This window comes from Microcoleus sp. K4-B3, assembly GCF_036704615.1.
GTDB lineage: Bacteria > Cyanobacteriota > Cyanobacteriia > Cyanobacteriales > Microcoleaceae > Microcoleus.
Genome location: NZ_JAUBSF010000001.1, coordinates 225,455 through 247,679 on the forward strand (window position 1 = coordinate 225,455; position 22,225 = coordinate 247,679).

The following is a 22,225-nucleotide window of genomic DNA, read 5'->3' on the forward strand; positions in this document are numbered from 1 at the left end:
TTTAATATTCTTCCGCAAACAACCGGCGGAGAATTTCCGTGACTTCGGCGCAAAATCTGGCGTCGAGTTCTATCGCTAGGCGATCGACACTGCTGGAACCGCCTACAGCTTTTTCTGCCCGCAAAGTCATGGCTAAAGTTCTGAGTTTTGCCGGCTTTCCCGCCGCCTTCGGCCGCTCGTCAACAAACCGCACTAAAGCCACATAAACTGTTTCTAGGGTTCCCCTGATCGAGCTCAGTCCGTAACCCAATTTTGAGATAATTACTGGAGAAGTGATCAGGCTATCCATCCCCAAAGTTTTAATTGCTACGTCCACATATCGAGCGCTGTCGTGTCCCATTGCTCTGACAATGCTTTCTAAGCTGTTCCACTGAGATGCTTTCATGCGCGATCGCTGTTCGATGTGGAAGTGCCATCCTAACATGGAAATCAGCCTGGTCAAATCATAAGCAGATACGGAATTTTTTTGTTTGGTGCTGTTTAATGCGGCACTTAGCAGCACTTGTTTTTTGGTGAGATCGAATATTTTTGGGTTGTTGTGATAAGGATTTTCGCCGTAATCGCCGCGAAAAATTAGGTCATTATTGCCAGTAGCGCTCTTCAGCCATTGCTCTAGTCCTATGCGAGTATCGAAGCGTTTGAACATCGCAGCTAAGGAGTTTGAACTTGCTATAGTTGAGGCATAGTTAATCATGTCTTTTGCTACATCGTAAAAGTAAAAATCGTGTCTTAGCCCGTTGCCATCTCTAACAACGCAGTTGTCAATGTCGCAGTCGGGATATTTGCTATTTACTTGACTGACGATATTAAGGAGTGCAATAATTTTAGTGGCACTCCACTGCTCAGAATTGGTAAGCGCGTTTTTTCCTAGCCACTGCGCCTGAATTTTGCCCTCTACAAAAGTACCAATGCAAACGCAGGCTTCTTTGATGTCTTCGTGGAGGAAACTTAAAGCTTGAGAGTTAATTTGAGGTAGTTCTCCCAGGCTGGGAAATGGGGTAAGTTTAAGGGGATTATTGGGTCCGGGAATAGAGCTAATTACTTTTAAGCCGTCGGGTTTTTGTTTGAGATAATCGGGATAGTTTTTAATTTCTTGTTGGTAAGGGGATTTTTCAATGCCCCGGTCTAAAAAAGCTAGTTTGTTTATGTTAGCTTTAGCATCTATTTCCATTTGGAGGTAGTTTTTGAAGATGCGCGCTCGGTCTTTTGCGAGTTCGAGGGAGGTGAGGTTCATGATAATTGTTGGCAGCTTGTTACGAATAAGTAAATCACTATACTAGGATTTACGCAAACAAACCGGGCTGCTGTGCAAAATTTTGGGTTGGGAAACGAAAAATTAATGAAGAAACCGGGCCTCAGACAGTAACTGCGTCCAGGACTATATATATGAGTTGTGGCCCTGCGATCGAGCTTTTTTGCCGCGTACTTGAATGCGTTTGTCGGTTTTTTGTTTCTTAATCCAAGAGACAAATTTCTGGAGTTCTGGGTTATTTTTGAGCTTTTCCAGGGTATTGAGCTCTTGGGCGAGGTGTTTGTTCTCAAATAGAGAGTGAATCTGGCGGTGACAAGCGGAGCAAATGTCGATTGTCGGGCTTGGGTCTTCGTTTTTCCGCTTGGTGTTTTGTTTGGGGATGAGGTGATGGGCGGTTAATGCTTCCATTTGTCGATCGCACAATTCGCACTGCATAATTTTCTCAATGCTGCTGGATAGGAGAATTGCTACTTTTAGTTTAGCGCGATCGGCTTTGAGAGGGTGAATGAAAGTCGATCGCACTCTCCAAACAATAAAAAACCCCCAATTGGGGGTCCTACAAATCTCTTGCGGCAGAGGCCCAAAAGCCTCTGGGATCACAAAATATACAGCAACAAAAACAAGACAATCCAAATAACATCCACAAAGTGCCAGTAAATCTCAGTCGCTTCGATTCCGAAGTGGTGCTCGCTAGAATAATGACCTTGCGCGCGCGATCGCCACACCACCGCCACCATCAGCAGCACTCCCAACGTAACGTGCAAGCCGTGAAAAGCAGTCAAAACGTAAAAGCAACTGGCATACAAATTGGTCGTCAAGCCAAACTCTAAATGAGTGTATTCGTAAACCTGACCGAACAAGAAAACTGCGCCCATAGCAATAGTTACGAGCAGCCAATTCCGCATTCCGGCGGCATCATTTTTTTTGATTGCAGTATCAGCATTGTGAATCACAAAACTGCTAGCAATCAGAATTACCGTATTAATTCCCGGCAGCAATAACTCTCGCGCCGGCGTACCTTCAGGAGGCCACACGGGGGCCATCGCCCGATAAATCAAATACGCGGCAAACATACCGAAAAATATCATGCCTTCAGCGCACAGGAACACAATTACACCTAACATTCGGTGGTCGGGATGCTCCACACCGTGTGCTTCTACCTCAGCCTCGTGGTGGTAATTCAGGGCTGTTTTGGCCGGATCGATCGCTGGAATTTGCATAAGAAATTGGTAATGAAGAAGTCAGTTGTCAGTGGGCAGTTGTCAGTGGGCAGTTGTCAGTGGGCAGTTGTCAACAGTCAACAGTCAACAGTCAACAGTCAACAATGCCCAATGACTAATGCCTGATAATTAATGACTATTCGCCATCTTGACTTTCATCAGCAGGAGAATCAACATCTATCTCTGATTCAGGAGCGACCAAAGTTGCAGTACGGCCCAAGAAAGTTGAAGCTTGAGCCTCCGCAATAGGAATACCTGTTTTCTGGGCGTTGCGGGTGGCATTTTCCCTCAGCTTGAGCCTGAGACGTTCCCCAGTACGCTGAATTTTTTCCATGCCGTAATCGTAAGGCCCCGTTGCCAATACCGGCACTCCTTCAAAATTTTCGATCGGGGGCGGCGAAGTCGTCATCCATTCCAAACTCAAAGCTTGCCAAGGATTGTCACCTGCTTTCGGGCCGTACCTCCAGCTCCAAATCACATTAATGATAAACGGGATTGTAGACACTGCCAGCATATAAGCACCGACAGTACAAATGACATTAATTGTGGTAAATTTCGGGTCGTACATTGCCACCCGCCGGGGCATTCCTTGCATCCCCAAAGCGTGCATCGGCAGGAAAGTTACAGTAAAGCCAACATAAGTTAAAACAAAGTGAACTCTACCCCAAAATTCATTAATCATCCGCCCCGTCATTTTGGGGAACCAGTGGTAAAAAGCAGCGTAAATTCCAAACACTGAGCCGCCAAACAGCACGTAGTGTAGGTGAGCGACGACAAAATAAGTGTCGTGAACGTGAATGTCGAAAGGTACGGAAGCCACCATAATCCCGGTGATGCCGCCGAGCACAAATGTTGAGATAAAACCCATCCCAAATAGCATCGCGCTGACAAGCCGGAGTTTTCCTCCCCAAATAGTTGCCAACCAGCTAAATATTTTAATCCCAGTTGGTACGGCGATGATCATAGTAGTGATCATAAAAAACATCCGCAGCCAGCCGGGAGTGCCGCTGGTAAACATATGGTGCGCCCAGACGATCAAGCCCAAAAAGCTGATTGCGAGACTGGAATATGCGATCGCCAAATAACCAAAAATTGGCTTGCGGGAATGCACCGGCAAAACTTCTGAAATCACCCCGAAAAAGGGCATAATCATAATGTAAACTGCCGGGTGCGAATAAAACCAGAATAAATGCTGGTAGACGATCGGATCGCCGTTGCCGGTAGGGTTAAAAAATGCCGTCCCCGCTAACAAGTCAAACGACAGCAAAATCAAAGCTGCCGCTAACACTGGAGTAGCAATCAAAGTCAGCGCTGAAGTCGCAATCATCGCCCAGCAAAACAAAGGCATTTCATTGAGACTCATGCTCGGAACGCGCATGGTAAAGATGGTAACGGCAAAATTTACCGCCCCCAAAATCGAAGAAGTTCCGAGAATCAAAACGCTGAGAATCCAAATTTCTTCCCCGGCTTGAGCAGTAACTAAGCTCAAAGGCGGATAGGAAGTCCAACCCGCCTGCGGAGCTCCTACCAAAAAACTGCTCAACAGCAACACGCCGCCTACGGGAATCAGCCAAAAGGCAACGGCATTCAGCCTGGGAAATGCCATGTCTTGTGCCCCAATCATTAAGGGGATCAAAAAGTTAGCAAATCCGGCTCCGGCGGGTACGATCCACAGGAAGATCATCACCGTCGCGTGAACAGTAAATAAACTGTTGTAGAGTTCGGGGGTGACAAAATCGGCGTCGGGGGTGGCGAGTTCTGTTCGCACCAAAGTTGCCATCACGCCGCCGATTAGATAGAAAATAAATGTTGTTACCAGGTATTGAATACCGATGACTTTGTGGTCGGTATTAAAAGTGAAGTAGTCGCGCCAATGTCTATCGGCGGGCGCTGTTCCGCGAGCCTCAGTGTTGGCACTTTCTTGGAACTGTGCTTGTGTCATAGTTATTAGTCATTAGTTATTAGTCATTAATTATTAGCTCAGGATCGAAGACCCAGTGCCAGGAACTAATGACTATTTTTAGTGATGAGTTGGGTGAAGTTGTTCTAGGGTTTCGGAATTAATTTTTATTTCCCTGACGTAGGGAGCCAAAAATTCACCGTCTGACAATTCCCCAGGATTGACTGCAACTGCTTGCTCTAAGTTTTGACTGCTAGCAACTTGCTGGCTTTGCAGCCAACTGTCGAATTCTTCGGGCGTGTGAACGACTGCTAAAGCTTTCATCGCTCCGTGATAAGCGCCGCACAATTCAGCACAAACAACCCGGTATTCGCCGGTTTTAGTTGGTGTAAATCTCAGTTCGCTCGGCCGCCCGGGAATTGCATCTTGTTTGAGGCGAAATTCCGGCAGCCAAAATGCGTGGAGCACGTCTTGAGCTGAGATATTTAGCTGTACGTCGCGGTTGACTGGCATATGCAGTTCGCCAGAACTAACGCCGCTTTCTGGATAGCTAAAAATCCAGGCGTACTGCAAACCCATGACATTGACAACTAAGTCTGCTGGTTTGTCTTCGTTTTCTGGGGAAGCGCCGACGCCTAGAGCAACAAGTTTTCTAGACGGAATTTGTGGGGTGTTTTGACCCATGTCTGAGAGTGTGGCGGCGATCGCACTTCCCCGCATTTTAGAGTGCGCTTGCATGGTTCCGTGGTCGTGATTTCCCATCGGATCGAGGCCTCCCATTGAGTTGTAAATCTCAAAACTGTAGACTCCGATTCCTAAAATAATCACCGCCGGCACGGCTGTCCAAAGAATTTCTAAGGGAAAGTTGTCATGCCAAGGCGGGCCATCTGTGTTGTCTCCTTGACGACGGCGATATTTAATTGCAGCAACGATGAGAATTCCTTGGACCATGATAAATAGTCCAGTGGAAATGGTCATCATTGTATTGAAAAGTGCGTCTATGTCGGATGCTTCGTCAGAGGCGGCGATCGGCATCAAACCGTGATTCTGCCCGTACCAGAGACTGATCAGAGTCACTACGATGCCGGCGAGCATGGTGAGGATGGAACTTGGAATGTTCACGCTGGTACTTCTTAATAGCGACACTTCTTCGCTTGAAAAATGAAGGAAGCGCCTCTGGGTTATCAATTTTTAATTGTAAATGGTATTTTTAGTAAAATGTCTATCTTAAGGGTTACTTAAGGCTTAGTATGTTTGACAGATCGCCCGATCGCCTCAAAACTACGTCTTTTGTACCTTGACAAAAATGATTAAAAATGGTAAGCAATCGCTCTGTTTGGCTGCTAAATTTGAGATTTTTTCTCAAACACCATCAAATGCTGCTGTGGCAACATATCTTTTGTCTCTTTCCATACTAAACCGACGGCTGCCATTTCTTTTTTTACCTGCTTCTGCGTCATTTTGTGCAAACCTTTAATGGGAATCATCGGGTTTTCGCCCCGATACTCGATCGATACCGTGCGTCCTCCCGGTTTGAGTGCTTTCACAATTCCTTGCATCATTTCTCTGGGATATGCAAATTCGTGATAAGCATCCACCATCACAACTAAATCTACGCTGTTTTCAGGCAAATTCGGATTGTCGATACTTCCCAAAACTGGCTCAACGTTAGCAATATTTTTTTCTTGTTTATTCAATTTAATAAAATTAATCATTTCCGGCTGCACGTCAACTGCCAAAACCTTTCCTTCTGGAACTAAGGGAGCAATGCGAAAGCTAAAATATCCCGTTCCCGCTCCTATGTCGGCTACAATATCGGTTGGTTTTAAATCGAGATTGTTCACTAATCGAGCTGATTTTTCTTCCATGCCGCGAGAAGGTCTTTCCAGCCAACCCGCACCTTGATATCCCATGACTTGGGCAATTTCTCGACCCATGTAAAATTTGCCGGTGCCGTCGGGATTGTGGACGGTTCGCTGCTGATAAATGGTGTCGCTGCTGGCGGTTTTACTTGCTTCTGCTGCTGTGCAAGCGTTCTGCGATAACAAGCAAATTATTGTTAATAGAATTGCTGTTAAGGGTTTAATTAATTGTGCGGCTTTTTTCACGATATTTCTGATTTTGTGTTTAAATTTTTTCTCGTTTCTCGTTCCCTGGATATGCCTCGATAATATCGAGAATAGTTCAATATTTAGTTGACAGCGGATTCTAACAGTTTGATTGTACCCGAATTTGAGTCGATTTCGACTTGTTTGCCGATCGGCAAAGTGAACTGCTCCCGAATGTGCCCCACCATTGAACCATACCACGCAGGAATCTTCAAGGGGCGAATCTGGTCTGACAAGACTTGAGGTAAGCTTAGTGACTCTTGGGGTTTTTCAGCTTCGCACTTGGTACACTGTCCGAAAATAAAACCGGATATTTTATCGAGAATGCCCGCTAATTTGAGCTGCGTCAACATTCGATCGATGCGATAAACCTCTTCGCCAACTTCCTCGACAAACAAAATACTGTTTTCCCATGTCGGTAAATATGCAGAACCCACCATTGCTGCGATTACTGATAAATTGCCGCCGATTAGTCTTCCCCTAGCTGTGCCGCGCCAGATTGTTTCAACTTGCAGGCTTTTGGAGTTTTGCAGCGTAACAGAGCCTCCCTCAAACAAAACTTTTTTGACGTAATCTACTGTAAAGGGACTCCAACTTGAGGCACCTAAAGGGCCGTGAAAAGTAACTATATTAGTTTTAGCATAAATCGCCAATAACAGCGCAGTAATATCGCTGAATCCCATAATAATTTTGGGATTGTTGCGGATAATATTGTAATCTAGGAGCGGCAATATTCTACCGCAGCCCCAGCCGCCCATCCCGGTAAAAATAGCTCGCACTGAGTCATCGGCAAAGGCTGCGTTGACATCGGCGGCGCGATCGGCATCCTTGCCTGCTAAATAGCCGTAGCGGTCGTAAAAATGCTCTCCCAATTTAACTTTTAAACCCAGGTTATCCAGAACTTTAAAAAAGGGCTGCACTTCTTTTTCGTAGTTGAAAGCGGCAGGATTGATTAAGGCTACAGTATCGCCGACTTGCAGGCGGCGCGGCTCGATCGCAGTTTTGGGAGATAGGTTGGTTTGGGCGATGGGCAAAAGCTGAGTACCAATAGCAGTCAGCCCAAAAGTTCTGAGCAGAGCGCGGCGGCGGAGAGTCATAGCTGTTAGTTAATTTTTGCTATAATTGTATAGCAAAAATTATGTCATATCAGTTTAAAATTGCGAGTTTCAAATGAAAACAGACACTCAAATCTCAGCTAAAAAATCTTGGGCTCAAGCTTTAGCCCGTCCGGCTGCGGAATTTCCGCTGACTCAGCTATTGGTTAAAAGCGGTAAAATTCCCGCAGGATTGCGGGGAACTCTCTACCGTAACGGGCCCGCACGTTTGCAACGCGGCGGCATGAATGCGGGACATTGGTTTGACGGCGACGGTGCAATTTTGGCAGTACATTTTACCGATCCGGGTGCTGCGGCTGTTTATCGCTACGTGGAAACAGCGGGATATCAAGCTGAGGAAAAAGCCGATAAATTTCTCTACAGTAATTATGGGATGACAGCACCGGTGCCTGCGTGGTTGCGGTGGAAGAAATCTGTTAAAAATGCTGCCAATACTTCTGTGTTAGCTTTGCCCGATCGCCTTTTAGCTTTGTGGGAAGGCGGCTTGCCTCACAGCCTCGATTTGCAAACTCTGGAAACTCAGGGAACGGACGATTTAGGAAGTTTAGAGAGTGGATCTTCTTATTCCGCTCACTGCAAGCGCGACCCGATTACTGGCAATATTTTTAACTTTGGGATTACACATGGTGCCAGTACAAAGTTGAATCTGTATAAAAGCGATCCTACAGGCAAAATTGTGCAACAAGGAACTGTTGCTTTAGATGGCCCTCCTATGCTCCACGATTTTGTTTTGGCTGGAAAGTATCTAATATTTTTTGTGCCGCCAGTACGACTCAAATTTTTGCCAGTGTTAGCTGGAATCAGCAGTTACAGCGACTCTTTGGAATGGAAACCCGAGTTAGGAACGCAGATATTAGTTGTTGACTCGGAAACTCTCTCTTTAGTTAGTCGAGGCCAAACCGATTCTTGGTTTCAGTGGCATTTTGCTAACGGTTTTGTCAAGGAAGATGGTTCGGTGGCCGTTGATTTAGTGCGCTTGGCTGACTTTAAAACTAATCAGCGCCTGAAAGAAGTAGCGGCGGGTGAAACTCGCACCGATGCGGAGGGGACTCTTTGTCGAGTGCATCTCAATCCTCTGACGGGCAAAGTGACAGCAACAGAAGAATTGTTGGATCAACCTTGCGAATTTCCGACGGTACCTGCTTCAGAAATAGGGCAAGAGTCGCGATATATTTATCTGGCAATGTATCGGCCTGACCTTGATATTGTACCGGAACGTTATGGTGCGATCGCCCGTTTTGACACGCAAAGCCGCAATCTCACAATTGCCGACTGTGGCGAAAATCGCTATCCCGCCGAGCCCATCTACGTTCCAGATATTTACTCAGACAAAGGTTGGATTTTGACAGTTGTTTACGACGGCAATTCTGACAGCAGCGAAGTCTGGATATTTGACAGCGACAGACTTTCAGATTCCCCTGTTTGCCAGCTAGAATTGCCCGGTGTCATACCTTTGGGCTTTCACGGCACTTGGAAATCGGCCGTATGAGAATTGTGTAAAGAAGTGTTGCGGAAGATTTATTAAAAATTGTTGCCGCTTTAACTTCTAGTTGTTAAGGTGTGTGTAGATAGGAAATTCTCATATCTAGGAGGTGTGGAATTGATAATCTGCATTGCTCAATTATCCTGTGCCAATTCGCACGAATCCCCGGCGATTTTAAGTCGCGGTGGCACAGGATATAGTCTGCCTCTGCGGACTAAAAAAACAGGGGTAATTAAGCCCCGAAAAATCACAAATTCGGGGTGAATATTCCCGGCGAATAAATTCGCGGCTACACAGGCAAAGTCCGCCTCCGCGGACTGAAGAAAACCAATCCCCGGCGAATAAGTTCGCGGCTACACAGGCAAAGTCCACCTCCGCTAACTGAAGAAAGAGCGGTACTAAAGCCCGCTTTGGCATGATTCCCGACTAGGTTTTCTCATCTCACGTTTGTCTGCTTGCATGAGGTTAAATGACCAGATATTTGACTGATTCCTGGCAAACTCAAAGTTTAGTTCAACTCACGCGCACGTTAGCGATTCAAAAGTTTTTTGTTTTGAGTTAACCCCACGAAAAAATTAGGCTTGTCGGAACAAGATAGCCTTTCCCAAAATTATGAATTATGAGTTGTTACCGCCAAAACATTCAACTCATAACTAATAATTCACAACTCACAACTCATAACTCCGTGCCGCGGTGAGCATCAACCAAAAGGTTTAATCTATGCAACTTCAAGGAAAAACAGCTCTTGTTACAGGAGCTTCGCGCGGAATTGGGCGATCGATCGCCCTGGAATTAGCGAGACAAGGAGTCAAACGTTTGTTGATTGTGGCGCGCAACCGCAGGCAATTAATTGAACTGGCAGAGGAAATCGATGTTTTGGGCACAGAAGTAGTGCCGTTAGCTTTGGATTTAACTCAGTCAGTAGCGGTGAATATTGCGATCGCCCAAGCTTGGCGAGATTGGGGCCCGATTCACCTGCTAGTCAACTGTGCGGGCGTCGCCCACCAAGCATCATTCTTGCGTTCCCCGCTGCCGTTAATCGAGGAAGAAATCGCCTTAAATTTGCTCGGAACCTACACAATTACCCGCTTGATAGCTCGGCGAATGGCGACTCAAAAAGAGGGAACAATCGTCAATGTATCGAGCTTGATGGGAAAAATTGCTGCTCCCACAATGGCTACTTATTCTGCTACCAAATTTGCCATTTTGGGATTCACCCAAGCTTTGCGCAGCGAGTTAACTCAGTACAATGTTCGAGTGACAGCTTTGCTGCCATCCCTAACAGATACCGACATGGTGCGAGACTTGGAACAATTTCGCTGGGTAGTGCCCACAACTCCCGAAAAAGTTGCCCTAGCACTGGTGGCGGGATTGCACAAAGATGCGCCGGAAATCTTAGTAGGATATCAAAGTCATCTAGCAGTTTGGTGTCACCGAATTGCTCCTTGGCTGCTGGATTTTGTGTTGCGGATGGCAACTCCCGAACTTCGGGATAAATCGCAGCGCGATCGCAAATTGCGGGAGGCTTTAGCTAGCGGGCGATAAACCCTTTTCTGGGCGGGCTTTCCGGCCCACCCCACAAGAAAACTCATTCTTTGTAGAACGGGCTCTCCGGCCCGTTCCACAAAGAATGGTGCAATATGTAAGTTATAATTGAGATTATTTAAAATTATCTTAAATTTGCAAAAATGAGCGATAAAAAATCATTTCTCAATTATACAGGTAGCCAAAAACAAAAATCCTCTCTACCTCCAAATTCTCTGGTTGAATTAGCCTCAAATTGGGGGATAGCTTGGGGTAAAACAGACGCTATCGAAGATAATACAGCGTGGCGAGAAGGTCAACTTGCTATTATTTGCTCAAACCCAACTGTTCAGATAATTCTAAGTGCCTCAGAAAAATTTGCAGTTGTCGGCGATATTTGGCTGAGCAACCGATTAGAATTGCTGGAAAGATTGGGGATTGCTGCTAATAGTTGGCAGGGGTGCGATCGCCAATTAGTCGCTCAACTTTGGGAACACTGGGGCGTTGAATGTTTGCCGCTGCTGGCGGGTATGTTCGCGTTTGCGGTTTGGGACAGAGAAAGGCAAGTTTTGCGGCTGGCGCGCGATCGCGCGGGTGCGCGAACTCTTTACTACACTGATGTTGGCGCGACTCGCTGGATTTCTCCTCAACTGCGGGCGATCGCACCCTACCATTCAAGGGCGATCGACCTCGTAGCGCTGCGAGATTACCTCTGCTGCTCCTTCGTTCCGGGCGATCGTACCCTCTGGCAGCAAGTGCGAGAACTGCGCCCAGGAACCGTTTTAAGCTTCCCTGACGAGACAATTTCCGCTTACTGGGAACTCCGAGAACAAGTTGTCGAGGCCGAACAATCTTTAGAATGGCACAGCGCGAGATTGCGCTCTCTTTTAGATGAAATTGTCCGAGAATATTTGCCTGCAAATCAAGCTGTAGGCGTCTTTCTTTCCGGCGGGTTAGACTCTAGCTGCATCGCCGCTTTAGCTGCTAAATTTCACGATCGACCAGTTCACACTTACTCAATTCATTTTGGTGCAGAATGCGCCAACGAATTAGAGTTTTCCAGTCTAGTCGCCCGACACTGCCAAACTCAACACCACATTTTAGAAATTACCTTTCGGGATATGTGGGAAAAGTTGCCAGAAACAATGAGCTATTTAGACGATCCGATCGGCGATCCGCTGACAGTGCCAAACTTGCTATTAGGAAAATTGGCGCGAGAATCTGTCGAAGTTGTCCTCAACGGCGAAGGTGGCGACCCCTGTTTTGGCGGGCCGAAAAATCAACCGATGCTAATTAACAGCTTGTACAATTCTGTCACTAATTTGGATGCGCTGCCAGCATATTTGATGTCATTTCAAAAGTGCGCTGCGGATTTGCCTCAACTGTTAAAACCGGAGATTTTGGCGGCAGTAAAAACAGAACCTTCGGTATTTAGTGCGGATTTGAATAGCAGCGGCAATTATCTCAATCGATTAATGGCATTAAATATTAAATTTAAGGGAGCAGACCAGATTTTGACGAAAGTGAACAACTTGACTCAAGCTGCTGACTTGCACGGGCGATCGCCTCTTTTCGACCAGCGAATAGTTGACTTGAGCATGACTGTGCCGCCGGAATACAAACTATCGGGAGTTGTGGAAAAAGCTGTTTTAAAACAAGCGGTTGCAAACCTTCTGCCCGCTCAAATTTTAGACAGGCCCAAAAGCGGGATGCTGGTTCCAGTACAGTTGGGATTTAAGAAGTTTTGGCAGCGAGAAGCTAAGGGTTTGCTGCTGTCGAAAAAAGCTGCGATCGCTCCTTATTTCAACCAATCTTTGATAGGTCAATGGCTAGACTATGAAGGAGATACCTGGGGGCGTTACGGCGTTAAACTGTGGCTGTTGGCGAGTTTAGAAATTTGGCTGCAAGGTAATAAGTAATATCAAATCGGCTTAATTGCACATTATATCTGTAGGGATACGGCACTGCCGTTTCCTTATCTGCACGGACACGGCAATGCCGTTTCCCTACCGCACAGGATATTTGCGCGGACACGGCAATGCCGTTTCCCTACCGCACAGGATATTTGCGCGGACACGGCAATGCCGTTTCCCTACAAACCTCAACCAAAACTGTCAACAACATAGATAGAACTATCCGTACCGCCTAGCAGAATCAAACTGCTGTCATCGCTGCCTAAATCTCGACTGCCGGCAATTCCTCGATTCAAAATTTGAATCAGTTTTTGAGGACTAAACGATTCCAATTCAACATAATTACCTAATTCTAACCACTCCAATTCTTCATCGGATAAATCTTGGCGAATTGCTGGCGGCAATTGTACAGCATCTCGTGCCGAACTCTCAGAACTTAGAACAAACATATTGTCGCCAGCCGCAATAATTTGCCGGGGCAGCAGTCCGATATCAATAATTATCGCGCTGCTATCTGAGAACCAATTAGGACTCGTGCGTAGGTGGTCAACTAAACCAATTCCTCGGGGAGTGCAATCGTGCAAAGCGTAGACTTTTAAGTCAGGATTTCGGCGCAGCATTTCCATAGTTGTGTCGAAGATATTTTGAGGATATCCGGTAATGCTGAGGACTGCACAGTTATTTTCAAAGTGAAAATTGTTGGCAATTAAAAATTGGGCAATTTCCGGGCGATCGCACACAACTAATCTGTCAAAACTGTAAGCGCTGACATCAGGACTAACGGCGGTATTTGCATTTAGAGCGCGGGGAGGCGGCAGCAATTTAGTCATAGAGTTAATTTCTGTCCAAGTATTAAGCCAGCCTTGAAACTGATTTAACTCAATAGTAAAATCTTGACTATTTGCAGGTCTTTTTTCAACTTTTTTGCTACCCAAATAGATAGATAGCAGCCCGATAGCGCAGCTCGCTAAAAACAGCGGAAAGGAACTTGATAACAGAGTTACACCAATTCCGCACACCAGAACTATTCCTCCCCAAACTAGCAAATTTTTTGCAAATTTCTGGCGTTGTTTGTACGGATACTTGCTAGAACGGCTAGCAGTAAAAGTTCCTGCAATCAACAAACTATTTATTACAAACATTACCAAAATGAAAGCTATACTCCCTCCAGAAAATAGAGTGGCTGTCCACATAGCAACAAAGATACCCGAAACTATATTAATAATTAGGTATCCTGGGATTGTGTAGAACCCATCATAAATTTTTGGTCTCGATCGCTTGTCTAAAAGGTAAAATAACTGCTTAGGGGTAAAAAAGAGCGTATCATTAACCGAAATATCTGCGATCGCCTTGGCAAACATCGGGTCAGTTATTTTGACACCAGTCATTGAAGTCGGTTCAAATGCAAACTTATGCCTGCATCGTACACAGCGGCCGCTATTTGCCGTGCGATCTTTTAACTTATTGTCAGTATGGCAGTTAATACACTTCATAAAAATCTCCTATTGATTATTCAAAAAACTTGATTTGCTAACAAAATGCTGTAATCTTCTCTTTGGCGAATCACGCGATGCTGGTTATTTTCTAACAGCACTTCCGCAGGTCTGGGGCGGTGCAAAAAGTGCGATGACATGGCATAGCCGTAGGCTCCCACATCTAAAATAGCCAGGATTTCCCCAACTCCCAAAGCCGGCAGTTGACCGTTTTTTCCCAAATAATCCCGCGAATAAGTAGTATTGCCGCAAACATCAGTAAGATGTAGAGAATCCCGGCAATTCCAGGTATAAATCTCTCGATAACCGCCGTGAACTGACGGCACTGAAAGATTAGCAACAGTAGTATCCACGCCCACAATTTGTTTGGCTTCTTGCCATTTTGTAGAAACAACTTGAGCGAGCAAAGTAGCGCATCCCGCTACAACCGATCGCCCTGGTTCAACTATTAGCTGAATTTCGCGATCGAGTTGGCTGATTTTGCTGGTTAATTCTGCTCCGAACAGTTCCCAGTCAAAGGCTGTACCCCCGCTGCGGTAAGGATAGCCAAAACCGCCGCCAAAATCGAGATATTCCCAATCTGGCAATTGCTGAGCTGCGGCAATTACAGTATCAATTACTTGAGTAAAAGCTGCGGTAGAATTAGTGCCGGTACCGCGATAAAAATGCAATCCGCTGAGCTTTAATCCGGCTTTTCTAGTTATGGCGATCGCCTCTGGGAATTCAGTCGATCGCACTCCAATTCGACTGTCTCCAGTTAGTTCGGGCAAATTCAGTCTTAAACCCAAACGAGGCGGTTCTAAAATCAGTTGGTTTTCCCTGAGAGATTGATAAACTTCACAGCACAACTGCAACTGAGCGAGACTGTCGAAATTCAGAGTTTTGACACCCCATTTGAGAACTTGTTCCATCTCATTTCGGTGCAAATTGCTGCCGCTGTAAACAATGTTTTTGGGCGAAAAACTGGCCTGACTTCCTAAATAAATATCTCCCGGTGTATTGGCGTGCAGTCCCCACCCGCAAGCTTGAAAAATTTGCAGCAGTCCGATGTTGCCATTTGTCACGCTGGCAAAACAAAATTGAGTTCGCGGATAGGAAATTGCCTTAGTAATGCGGGCAATAGTCTGGCGCAAAATATCGCTTTGATAAACGTAAAGCGGCGATCCGTAAGTAGCTAATAACTCTTGGGCTAGGGAAAGAGTAAAAGGCGGTTCTTTGAGAAGTGATTTGCGATATGCGATTGTTGACATAATGGTAAAGTAGATGTTTTTTTAATTAGCAATTATCCCAAATCCAGCTTTCATACCTCAGTTATTCTTTAGTCTCGCGTTGCGCTGACTTCGTTTGTGTAGACGCGGTTTCAACCGCCGAGTCATAAAGGGAGTAGCTTTTATTCTTGCCACCGCTGGCGGTAGTTCCAAACCGATCGAGGCAACCAAAATGGATGATTCCAAGATTTGTTTGTCACTTCCTCGCCTAAGATTTGCGATCGCCAAATTTGCCACATAATTAACAGCCAAATAATTTCGCCAATGCGGCGGCCTTGAATTCCCGCTGCGAATTTGCCGGACACAATTTGAGCAGCCAAATCGGGTTGCCAGCGTTTCTCTGATAGCAGCACGGCAGGGTTCAACCAATCGCCAATTTGATGCCAAAATTCATTAAAACACCAAGAGGTTAAGGGAACCCCCATACCCCGCTTTTCCCGCCAAACTATTTCCGCAGGCAACCAATTTTCCACGCTTCGTTTGAGGATGTATTTCTCGCAAGCACCCCGCAAAAACAATTCTCCTGACAGTTTAAACGTCCAGTCTGTTAAGGCAAAATCGCAAAAGGGCGATCGCACTTTCAGACCAAAAGCTAGAGCTAAATTAGCAGCGCGGGGATGGATGTTCTGCGCGCCTTTGAGCATCAGCCCCGCGCGGCGGAGGCGGTGCAGTAAAGACCCGCCTAAAGCAGGATTAAGAGCCTCTAGCAGCCAATCTTGAGGGTGCAAATTCAGAATTTGAGTGTAAATTTGCGGCTGGTAAACTTTAGTTTCGTACTCCCACATCCGGTGAAAAGTTCGCAGGTATTGCAGGGCAAAAGCTTCGTCTCCGGCTGGATTTGCGGCTTGATAAATACCCGCTGCAATCAGGGGTTTATTCGTCCATCCCGCAAATAACTGATCGCCGCCTTCGCCGTTGAAAACGAGATCGGTTTCTTGACTCGCAGCTTCATTTAAAAGGTACAGCGGCACTGTAACTCCGTCGCCAAAAGGCAAATCTAAAGCTTTCACAGCAGAATGCAAAACTTGTTTAATCCGGTGCGGCCTGGCATCTACTTTTACTAAGGGAATTTTCAGCGAATAGGCTACTTGTTCTGCCCAAGGATATTCAGGAATTCCGGCTTCGCCAAAGTCCAGAGTATAAGCGCGCACTTTGACTCCGGCTTTTACTAATAAAGCTGCGACAACTGAGGAATCTAAACCGCCTGATAGAAATACTCCGACAGTTTCACTGCTGTCTATATCGGCAATTTGACGGTGAACGGCATCTTTAAGTAAGTTTTGTAATTGTGCGATCGCTTCTGCTTCGTCTTGTATTTTTTCTGAACTTTCTCCCCATTCCAACAAGCGTTTTGATTTTGGTTCAAAAATGACACCGCTATCTCGCTCGCACTCCCAAGTTAATTCGGTTCCTGCGGGAACTGCGAATACATTTTTAACCGGAGTTAAAGGAGTTGGGACATAGGAAAAACAGCTATAACCGTACAAACCGGGAATGCTTACACCTGGCTGTTCGCAAATATTTAACAGCAGTTGCAAACTCGATGCAAACCAAATACTCTGCCCGATTCGCGTCCAGTAAAGTGTTACTCGCCCGAAGGGTTCCCTTCCCAAAATCAGGCAATTTTCTCGAACGTTTACCCAGACATCAGGTAACAGCAAACCGTTAGCTGATGGATATGTAGATAGTCCAGATGCTGAAAGTGCCGCGATTTGAAAACTACGTGAAGCGTAGCTATCCCGCAGGGAATTGCTCTTTTTGGTCGGCAAGTTTGGCGCGCCATCGAGTTCGGTACTAGCAACATTCCAAATTGGATGATTTTCGCTGCCTGCGGTGGAGAAACTGGAAGAATGCTCGACTTTTTGAACTGGAATTTCTCTGGCAGACTGGCTGATGATTTTCGCCAGCAGCGCTTCTGATTTGTGGCGAGAATCGCAGCCCCAGTATCCTAAAAATTGACGCGCTTTGTTGGTGATTGCCATGTTATAATCTATCTATAGGCGAGTTTTTGGGCGAAGATACTGTTGCCATCATTTTTTAATTTGTAAATGAGATTTTTTTTTATTTACCGCAGAGAGCGCAGAGAGCGCAGAGTTGGAGAAGGAGGAGAGTGAAAGGGCAGAGTTTGTGTTATGTAGGATTATTTAACTTCAAAGGATGTACTGCCGATCGCACGAGTTTCAACGAACATTTTAACTTGCCACTTTCCGGTAGCAGCAGCAGTACCAATTTGGTAGCGGCATTGAGTATTCCAGATAGGTTTGTCGATTTCGCGAGTCTGATAGCGGTTTTGTTTGACAACTTGACCGCTGGGGTCAATCCAATCGCAAGATAACGACAGTTTTTTCCCTACCGGTGCATCTTTTAAGGTAGTACGATAAAATATTTCAGGATTATTTTGGCGGGAAATAACTGTCAAATTGCCACCATCATCCTGCACCGAAGTTATGCGGTTTGCTTGAATTGAAACGCGATCGATCGCTTGTCGGTTTTGCTGAATGTAGAATCCGGTAAAGGCGATCGCCCCCGCCGCAGCCGCAGCCAATCCTCCTGCAATCCACCGATTTCGCCGCTGCTGCTGGGCCAGTGCTTCCCGACGCTGCAACTGGATTAAAGCTTCATTTAGCAACTCTGGAGGCAAGCTCAATTCCTGCAAAATTTCTTTGACTTCTTCGGAATCAAGTTCAGATTGCCGGATGTTAGAAAGGCGTTCTACTTCAGCTACTATTTGCTTTAGTTGAGTTTGAGTCAGTCGATTTTCCATATATTAAGACCCGGTAGGAGTTTTTTATGCGACTTACTGACCCCAGTTAATTAACATTTTAAAACAGGCTGAGCTTCAAGTCAATTCATAAATTTCATAATTTTGAGTTCATAAAAGTCATACAGCAGATTCCACGTTTATGAAATACACCCGGATCGCTCTTCGATCCCGGTAGGGACACGGCATTGCCGTGTCCTACAAGGGCTATGTACTTACTTACCAGTCAAAGTGCTATATCATTTCCACTCGCCTTGCAAGGTAAAAGCAGCCCAATAATAGGGAGACTTCCATTCTTCCTGCTGCATCATTTCAATCTGTGCGGCCCTCAAAGCTGCCGCCGGCGCTAACTTTTGTTGCAGCATTTTTTGATAAAACTTTTGCATTAACACAGCAGTTCCTTCATCATCCACACTCCACAAACTCACCGCCACCCGCTGCGCCCCCGCATACATAAAACCCCTTGTTAATCCCACCATTCCTTCGCCTTTAACATTCTGTCCCATGCCCGATTGACAAGCACTTAAAACCACTAAATTTGCCGCTATTTTCAAGTTAAAAATATCGGTAAGGCGCAAAAAGCCATTGACAAGATTGCCCTTGTCATCTACGGTAGACATCACAATTCCTGACAGTTCGGGATTTTCGGGGTTGGCAATGCCGTGGGTGGCGAAGTGAATGATTTGATAATTGACTAAACTGCCGTCGGTGGCGGTAGTGCGACTGGCATCAAAATCAAGTATTTGACGGGTAGAAGCTGAGGGGAATAAGCTTGATATTGTTTGGGCTTCTTGGCGGCTAAATGGTAGGCGTTTTGGCGGCCATTTCATCTCGGAAGCACGAAGCGAGCGATTTAAACCGAGGTTATTTGCTTCTAACTTTTCGGTGGTTGCTGGGGTAAGTTGTCCTTTAACTCTTTCATCGTCTGGAGTGAAAACAGGATCGGCTAAAATTGCTAAATTTTGGATGGGTGGTTTTCTATCTCCGTAATTTTGCCTGAGAATGGCGAGAGTTGAGGCAGAAGGCAGAGTGATAATTTCATGTTCGGCAATTAAGGGAACATTGGTATTTTGTCCTGCGGTTTGGGAAATAGTTAACGCGGGAAAAGGGGTATAGTGCAGCACGCCGTCGGGAACAATTAATAAGCGTTTGTTTCCTAATTTGGCTGCGGCGGGCTGTAAAATTAATTGGCTTAGATTTGCACTCGCTTCGGCAACTTTTTGGGGAATATATCTGTCATTTTGGCTAATAGTTACTGCGGTGCGGAAAGCTCCTGCTGCTGTTTCAATCTCGGCGCGTTTTGGCAATTCATAGCTAGTTAGTCCCGTTGATGTCACAACCCACAAATAACTGCGGTATGAGCCGAGGGAATACTGCAATAAAATCGTGTTTTCATTGAGAATCTGTTTCTGAATTTCTGGGAGTGTTAAAGGTTGGGGTTGGGTGAGGGCAGCGTAGCGGGGGCTGGCGGTACGAATCTGGGTTTGAATTTGCTGATATTCTTGCAAAAGTGCGAGGCGCTGTTTGTCAATTTCAGCGATTTTAGTTTGATTAGGATTGGGGCTGCTAATTGCTTCGATGCGCTGCTTTTCAATGGCATCGAGTTGCTGTTGCACGCTCTTTTCTTGTTGCAGTAAAGCGGGGGAAATGCCTTCGCGAATGTTGGCGTTACTTTCAAAGAGGAGTTCGAGGAGGCTGCGGGCGCGAGAACGTTCGCTGGCTTCTAAGGCTTTAGTATCGTAACCGGATTTAGGATTAGTTTTATGCAGTTGCATTAACAAATCGATGTATAGTTCGTAGTAGTCCTGTACTGTGGCAAAGTAAGAGGTGCGGAGTTCTGGACTAGCTATTTTGGTGCGGAGGTTTTCGATGATTTTGATAGAATTTTCAATATCTTTGAGGGCTTCGGGAAGATTGTTTTGGTGGCGTTTGACAGAAGCCATGTTGAAAAGGGTGAGAGATTCTCCAGCGCGATCGCCTGTTGCCCGACTCAGGGGGAGGGACTGGCTGTAATACTCTAGCGCTTTCTGCTTTTCTCCCAATTGTGAGTAAACTAAGCCGATGTTGTTGAGGCTGCCAGCTTCCCCACCCCGATCACCGAGTACCCGAAATAGGAGAAGAGACTGGCTAACATACTCTAGCGCTTTCTGTTTTTCTCCCAAATCTGAGTAAACTCTACCGATGTTGTTAAGGGTGGCGGCTTCCTCACGGCGATCACCGATTGCCAGTGTCAGGGGAAGGGACTGGTTGTAATACTCTAGCGCTTTCTGTTTTTCTCCCAACTTTAAGTAGACACTGCCCATATTGGTAAGGGTGATAGCTTCCCCACGCTGATCGCCAGTCGTCCGACTCAGGGGAAGGGACTGGCTGTAATACTCTAGTGCTTTCTGCTTTTCTCCCAATTCTAAGTAGAGATTCCCGATGTTGTTAAGGGTGGTAGCTTCCCCATCCCGATCACCGAGTACCCGAAATAGAGGAAGGGACTGGCTGTAATACTCCAGCGCTTTCTGTTTTTCTCCCAATTCTGAGTAAACTCTGCCGATGTTGTTGAGGCTGCCAGCTTCCCCACCGCGATCACCGAGTACCCGAAATAAAGGAAGGGACTGGCTGTAATACTCTAGCGCTTTCTGTTTTTCTCCCAATTCTGAGTAGACTAAGCCGATGTTGTTGAGGGTGGTAGCTTCCCCATCCCGATCACCGAGTAGCCGAAATAGAGGAAGGGACTGGTTGTAATACTCTAGCGCTTTCTGTTTTTCTCCCAATTCTGAGTAGACTAAGCCGATGTTGTTGAGGGTGATAGCTTCCCCACCACGATCACCGAGGGCCCGGAATAGGGGAAGCGACTGGCTAACATACTCTAGCGCTTTCTGTTTTTGTCCCAATTTTAAGTAGACACTGCCCATACTGGCGAGGGTGGTAGCTTCCTCACGCTGATCGCCAGTCGTCCGACTCAGGGGAAGGGACTGGCTGTAATACTCTAGCGCTTTCTGCTTTTCTCCCAATTCTAAGTAGACATTCCCGATGTCGTTAAGGGTGGTAGCTTCCCCATCCCGATCACCGAGTAGCCGAAATAGAGGAAGGGACTGGCTGTAATACTCTAGCGCTTTCTGCTTTTCTCCCAACTCTGAGTAGACACTGCCGATACCGTTGAGGGTGTTAGCTTCTTTGGCGTGATTGCCCTCAGCCCGAATCGGGGAAAGGGACTGGCTGTAATACTCTAGCGCTTTTTGCTTTTCTCCCAACTCTGAGTAGACTCTGCCGATGTTGATGAGGGTGTTAGCTTCTTTGGCGTGATTGCCCACAGCCCGAATCAGGGAAAGGGACTGGCTGTAATACTCTAGCGCTTTCTGCTTTTCTCCCAACTCTGAGTAGACACTGCCGATGTTGATGAGGGTTATAGCTTCCTGTAAGCGATCACCCACAACCCGAATCAGGGGAAGGGACTGGCTGTAATACTCTAGCGCTTTTTGTTTCTCTCCCAATTTTGAGTAGACGAGGCCAATATTGTTAAGGGTGATAGCTTCCGCACGACGATCACCCACTGCCAAACGCGGGGGAAGGGATTGGCTGTAATACTCTAGCGCTTTCTGTTCCTCTCCCAATTCTGAGTAGACTGTGCCGATGTTGTTGAGGGTGTAAGCTTCCCCTGAGTGATCGCCTGTTGCCCGACTCAGGGAAAGGGATTGGCTGTAATACTCTAGCGCTTTCTGTTTTTCTCCCAATTCTAAGTAGGCTCTGCCAATACCGTTGAGGGCGACAGCTTCCCCACGGCGATCGCCTACTGCTCGAAACAGGGGAAGGGACTGGCTGTAATACTCTAGCGCTTTCTGTTTTTCTCCCAAATCTGAGTAAATACCGCCGAGCCAGGTGAGGGTGTTCGCTTCCCCAGAACGATCGCCCGCTTCTCGATACAGCTTTAATGCTTCTTCCAACTTGACGATCGCACTTCTTTTTGCTTCCGCCGTTCCTTGTTCGTAGAGTTTCTCTGCTTCTTCATATACTTTTTGGGCAGCCTCGCTACTGTTAGTTGGTGCTGTTTGTACGACTTTACCAACTGGCACGGCTGCTGCAACTGGCTGACTTAGCTGAACCGAAAGCGCGATCGACATACTGGCCCAAACCCATTGAGTGCGATCGAACATAACCACCCCCTTAGTATTTTTGTCAATCTTAATCACTAGCTCGCTT

Annotated in this window: 15 protein-coding genes; 3 read left to right on the plus strand and 12 right to left on the minus strand. The window is 46.3% G+C overall.

Going from position 1 to position 22,225, the window contains the following annotated elements:
* Position 1: 1 nt before the first annotated feature.
* The 7 genes from QUA78_RS00885 to QUA78_RS00915 all read right to left on the minus strand — a co-directional run bounded on the left by QUA78_RS00885 (position 2) and on the right by QUA78_RS00915 (position 7,577).
* Positions 2-1,234 carry a hypothetical protein gene (locus QUA78_RS00885; protein ID WP_333303619.1) on the minus strand — a complete coding sequence of 411 codons (1,233 nt, stop codon included), beginning with the start codon at positions 1,232-1,234 and terminating at the stop codon, positions 2-4.
* Between the two features lie 144 nt (positions 1,235-1,378).
* Positions 1,379-1,774, minus strand: a complete 396-nt coding sequence (locus QUA78_RS00890; protein WP_333303618.1) for an HNH endonuclease — start codon at positions 1,772-1,774, stop codon at positions 1,379-1,381.
* A 74-nt stretch (positions 1,775-1,848) separates the two neighbouring features.
* Positions 1,849-2,472, minus strand: a complete 624-nt coding sequence (locus QUA78_RS00895) for a heme-copper oxidase subunit III (RefSeq protein ID WP_333303616.1) — start codon at positions 2,470-2,472, stop codon at positions 1,849-1,851.
* Between the two features lie 136 nt (positions 2,473-2,608).
* Positions 2,609-4,414, minus strand: coding sequence for a cytochrome c oxidase subunit I (gene ctaD / locus QUA78_RS00900; RefSeq protein ID WP_333303615.1), 1,806 nt, complete (start codon positions 4,412-4,414; stop codon positions 2,609-2,611).
* Between the two features lie 78 nt (positions 4,415-4,492).
* On the minus strand, positions 4,493-5,494 hold the full coding sequence (locus QUA78_RS00905; protein ID WP_333303614.1) for a cytochrome c oxidase subunit II: 1,002 nt from the start codon (positions 5,492-5,494) through the stop codon (positions 4,493-4,495).
* Between the two features lie 221 nt (positions 5,495-5,715).
* Positions 5,716-6,480, minus strand: coding sequence for a class I SAM-dependent methyltransferase (locus QUA78_RS00910; RefSeq protein WP_333303613.1), 765 nt, complete (start codon positions 6,478-6,480; stop codon positions 5,716-5,718).
* 83 nt (positions 6,481-6,563) lie between these two features.
* Complete coding sequence (locus tag QUA78_RS00915) at positions 6,564-7,577, minus strand: LD-carboxypeptidase (protein ID WP_333303612.1); 1,014 nt, start codon at positions 7,575-7,577, stop codon at positions 6,564-6,566.
* Between the two features lie 73 nt (positions 7,578-7,650).
* Here QUA78_RS00915 and QUA78_RS00920 point away from each other — a divergent pair, with 73 nt between their 5' ends.
* The 3 genes from QUA78_RS00920 (at position 7,651) to QUA78_RS00930 (ending at position 12,521) form a co-directional block, all read left to right on the plus strand.
* On the plus strand, positions 7,651-9,084 hold the full coding sequence (locus QUA78_RS00920) for a carotenoid oxygenase family protein (RefSeq protein WP_333303611.1): 1,434 nt from the start codon (positions 7,651-7,653) through the stop codon (positions 9,082-9,084).
* 714 nt (positions 9,085-9,798) lie between these two features.
* Complete coding sequence (locus tag QUA78_RS00925) at positions 9,799-10,623, plus strand: SDR family NAD(P)-dependent oxidoreductase (protein WP_333303610.1); 825 nt, start codon at positions 9,799-9,801, stop codon at positions 10,621-10,623.
* Positions 10,624-10,766: 143 nt separating this feature from the next.
* Complete coding sequence (locus QUA78_RS00930; protein ID WP_333303608.1) at positions 10,767-12,521, plus strand: asparagine synthase-related protein; 1,755 nt, start codon at positions 10,767-10,769, stop codon at positions 12,519-12,521.
* A gap of 182 nt (positions 12,522-12,703) precedes the next feature.
* Here QUA78_RS00930 and QUA78_RS00935 read toward each other — a convergent pair whose 3' ends face one another.
* The 5 genes from QUA78_RS00935 to QUA78_RS00955 form a co-directional block, all read right to left on the minus strand.
* Positions 12,704-14,008, minus strand: coding sequence for a hypothetical protein (locus tag QUA78_RS00935; protein ID WP_333303607.1), 1,305 nt, complete (start codon positions 14,006-14,008; stop codon positions 12,704-12,706).
* 20 nt (positions 14,009-14,028) lie between these two features.
* Entirely contained in the window at positions 14,029-15,258 is a 1,230-nt protein-coding gene (locus QUA78_RS00940; protein WP_333303606.1) for a decarboxylase, read from the minus strand.
* A 140-nt stretch (positions 15,259-15,398) separates the two neighbouring features.
* On the minus strand, positions 15,399-17,258 hold the full coding sequence (locus QUA78_RS00945; RefSeq protein ID WP_333303605.1) for an asparagine synthetase B family protein: 1,860 nt from the start codon (positions 17,256-17,258) through the stop codon (positions 15,399-15,401).
* A 158-nt stretch (positions 17,259-17,416) separates the two neighbouring features.
* Positions 17,417-18,040, minus strand: a complete 624-nt coding sequence (locus QUA78_RS00950; RefSeq protein ID WP_333303604.1) for a DUF3859 domain-containing protein — start codon at positions 18,038-18,040, stop codon at positions 17,417-17,419.
* A gap of 236 nt (positions 18,041-18,276) precedes the next feature.
* Positions 18,277-22,179, minus strand: a complete 3,903-nt coding sequence (locus QUA78_RS00955) for a tetratricopeptide repeat protein (RefSeq protein WP_333398504.1) — start codon at positions 22,177-22,179, stop codon at positions 18,277-18,279.
* Positions 22,180-22,225 lie beyond the last annotated feature (46 nt).

Bases quoted from the DNA above. Each gene is read 5' to 3' on its own strand.
- QUA78_RS00945 (WP_333303605.1), bottom strand. From the start codon at position 17,258: ATGGCAATCACCAACAAAGCGCGTCAATTTTTAGGATACTGGGGCTGC.
- QUA78_RS00920 (WP_333303611.1), top strand. From the start codon at position 7,651: ATGAAAACAGACACTCAAATCTCAGCTAAAAAATCTTGGGCTCAAGCT.
- QUA78_RS00955 (WP_333398504.1), bottom strand. From the start codon at position 22,179: ATGTTCGATCGCACTCAATGGGTTTGGGCCAGTATGTCGATCGCGCTT.
- QUA78_RS00950 (WP_333303604.1), bottom strand. From the start codon at position 18,040: ATGGAAAATCGACTGACTCAAACTCAACTAAAGCAAATAGTAGCTGAA.
- QUA78_RS00935 (WP_333303607.1), bottom strand. From the start codon at position 14,008: ATGAAGTGTATTAACTGCCATACTGACAATAAGTTAAAAGATCGCACG.
- QUA78_RS00915 (WP_333303612.1), bottom strand. From the start codon at position 7,577: ATGACTCTCCGCCGCCGCGCTCTGCTCAGAACTTTTGGGCTGACTGCT.
- QUA78_RS00895 (WP_333303616.1), bottom strand. From the start codon at position 2,472: ATGCAAATTCCAGCGATCGATCCGGCCAAAACAGCCCTGAATTACCAC.
- QUA78_RS00885 (WP_333303619.1), bottom strand. From the start codon at position 1,234: ATGAACCTCACCTCCCTCGAACTCGCAAAAGACCGAGCGCGCATCTTC.
- QUA78_RS00930 (WP_333303608.1), top strand. From the start codon at position 10,767: ATGAGCGATAAAAAATCATTTCTCAATTATACAGGTAGCCAAAAACAA.
- QUA78_RS00925 (WP_333303610.1), top strand. From the start codon at position 9,799: ATGCAACTTCAAGGAAAAACAGCTCTTGTTACAGGAGCTTCGCGCGGA.
- QUA78_RS00940 (WP_333303606.1), bottom strand. From the start codon at position 15,258: ATGTCAACAATCGCATATCGCAAATCACTTCTCAAAGAACCGCCTTTT.
- ctaD (WP_333303615.1), bottom strand. From the start codon at position 4,414: ATGACACAAGCACAGTTCCAAGAAAGTGCCAACACTGAGGCTCGCGGA.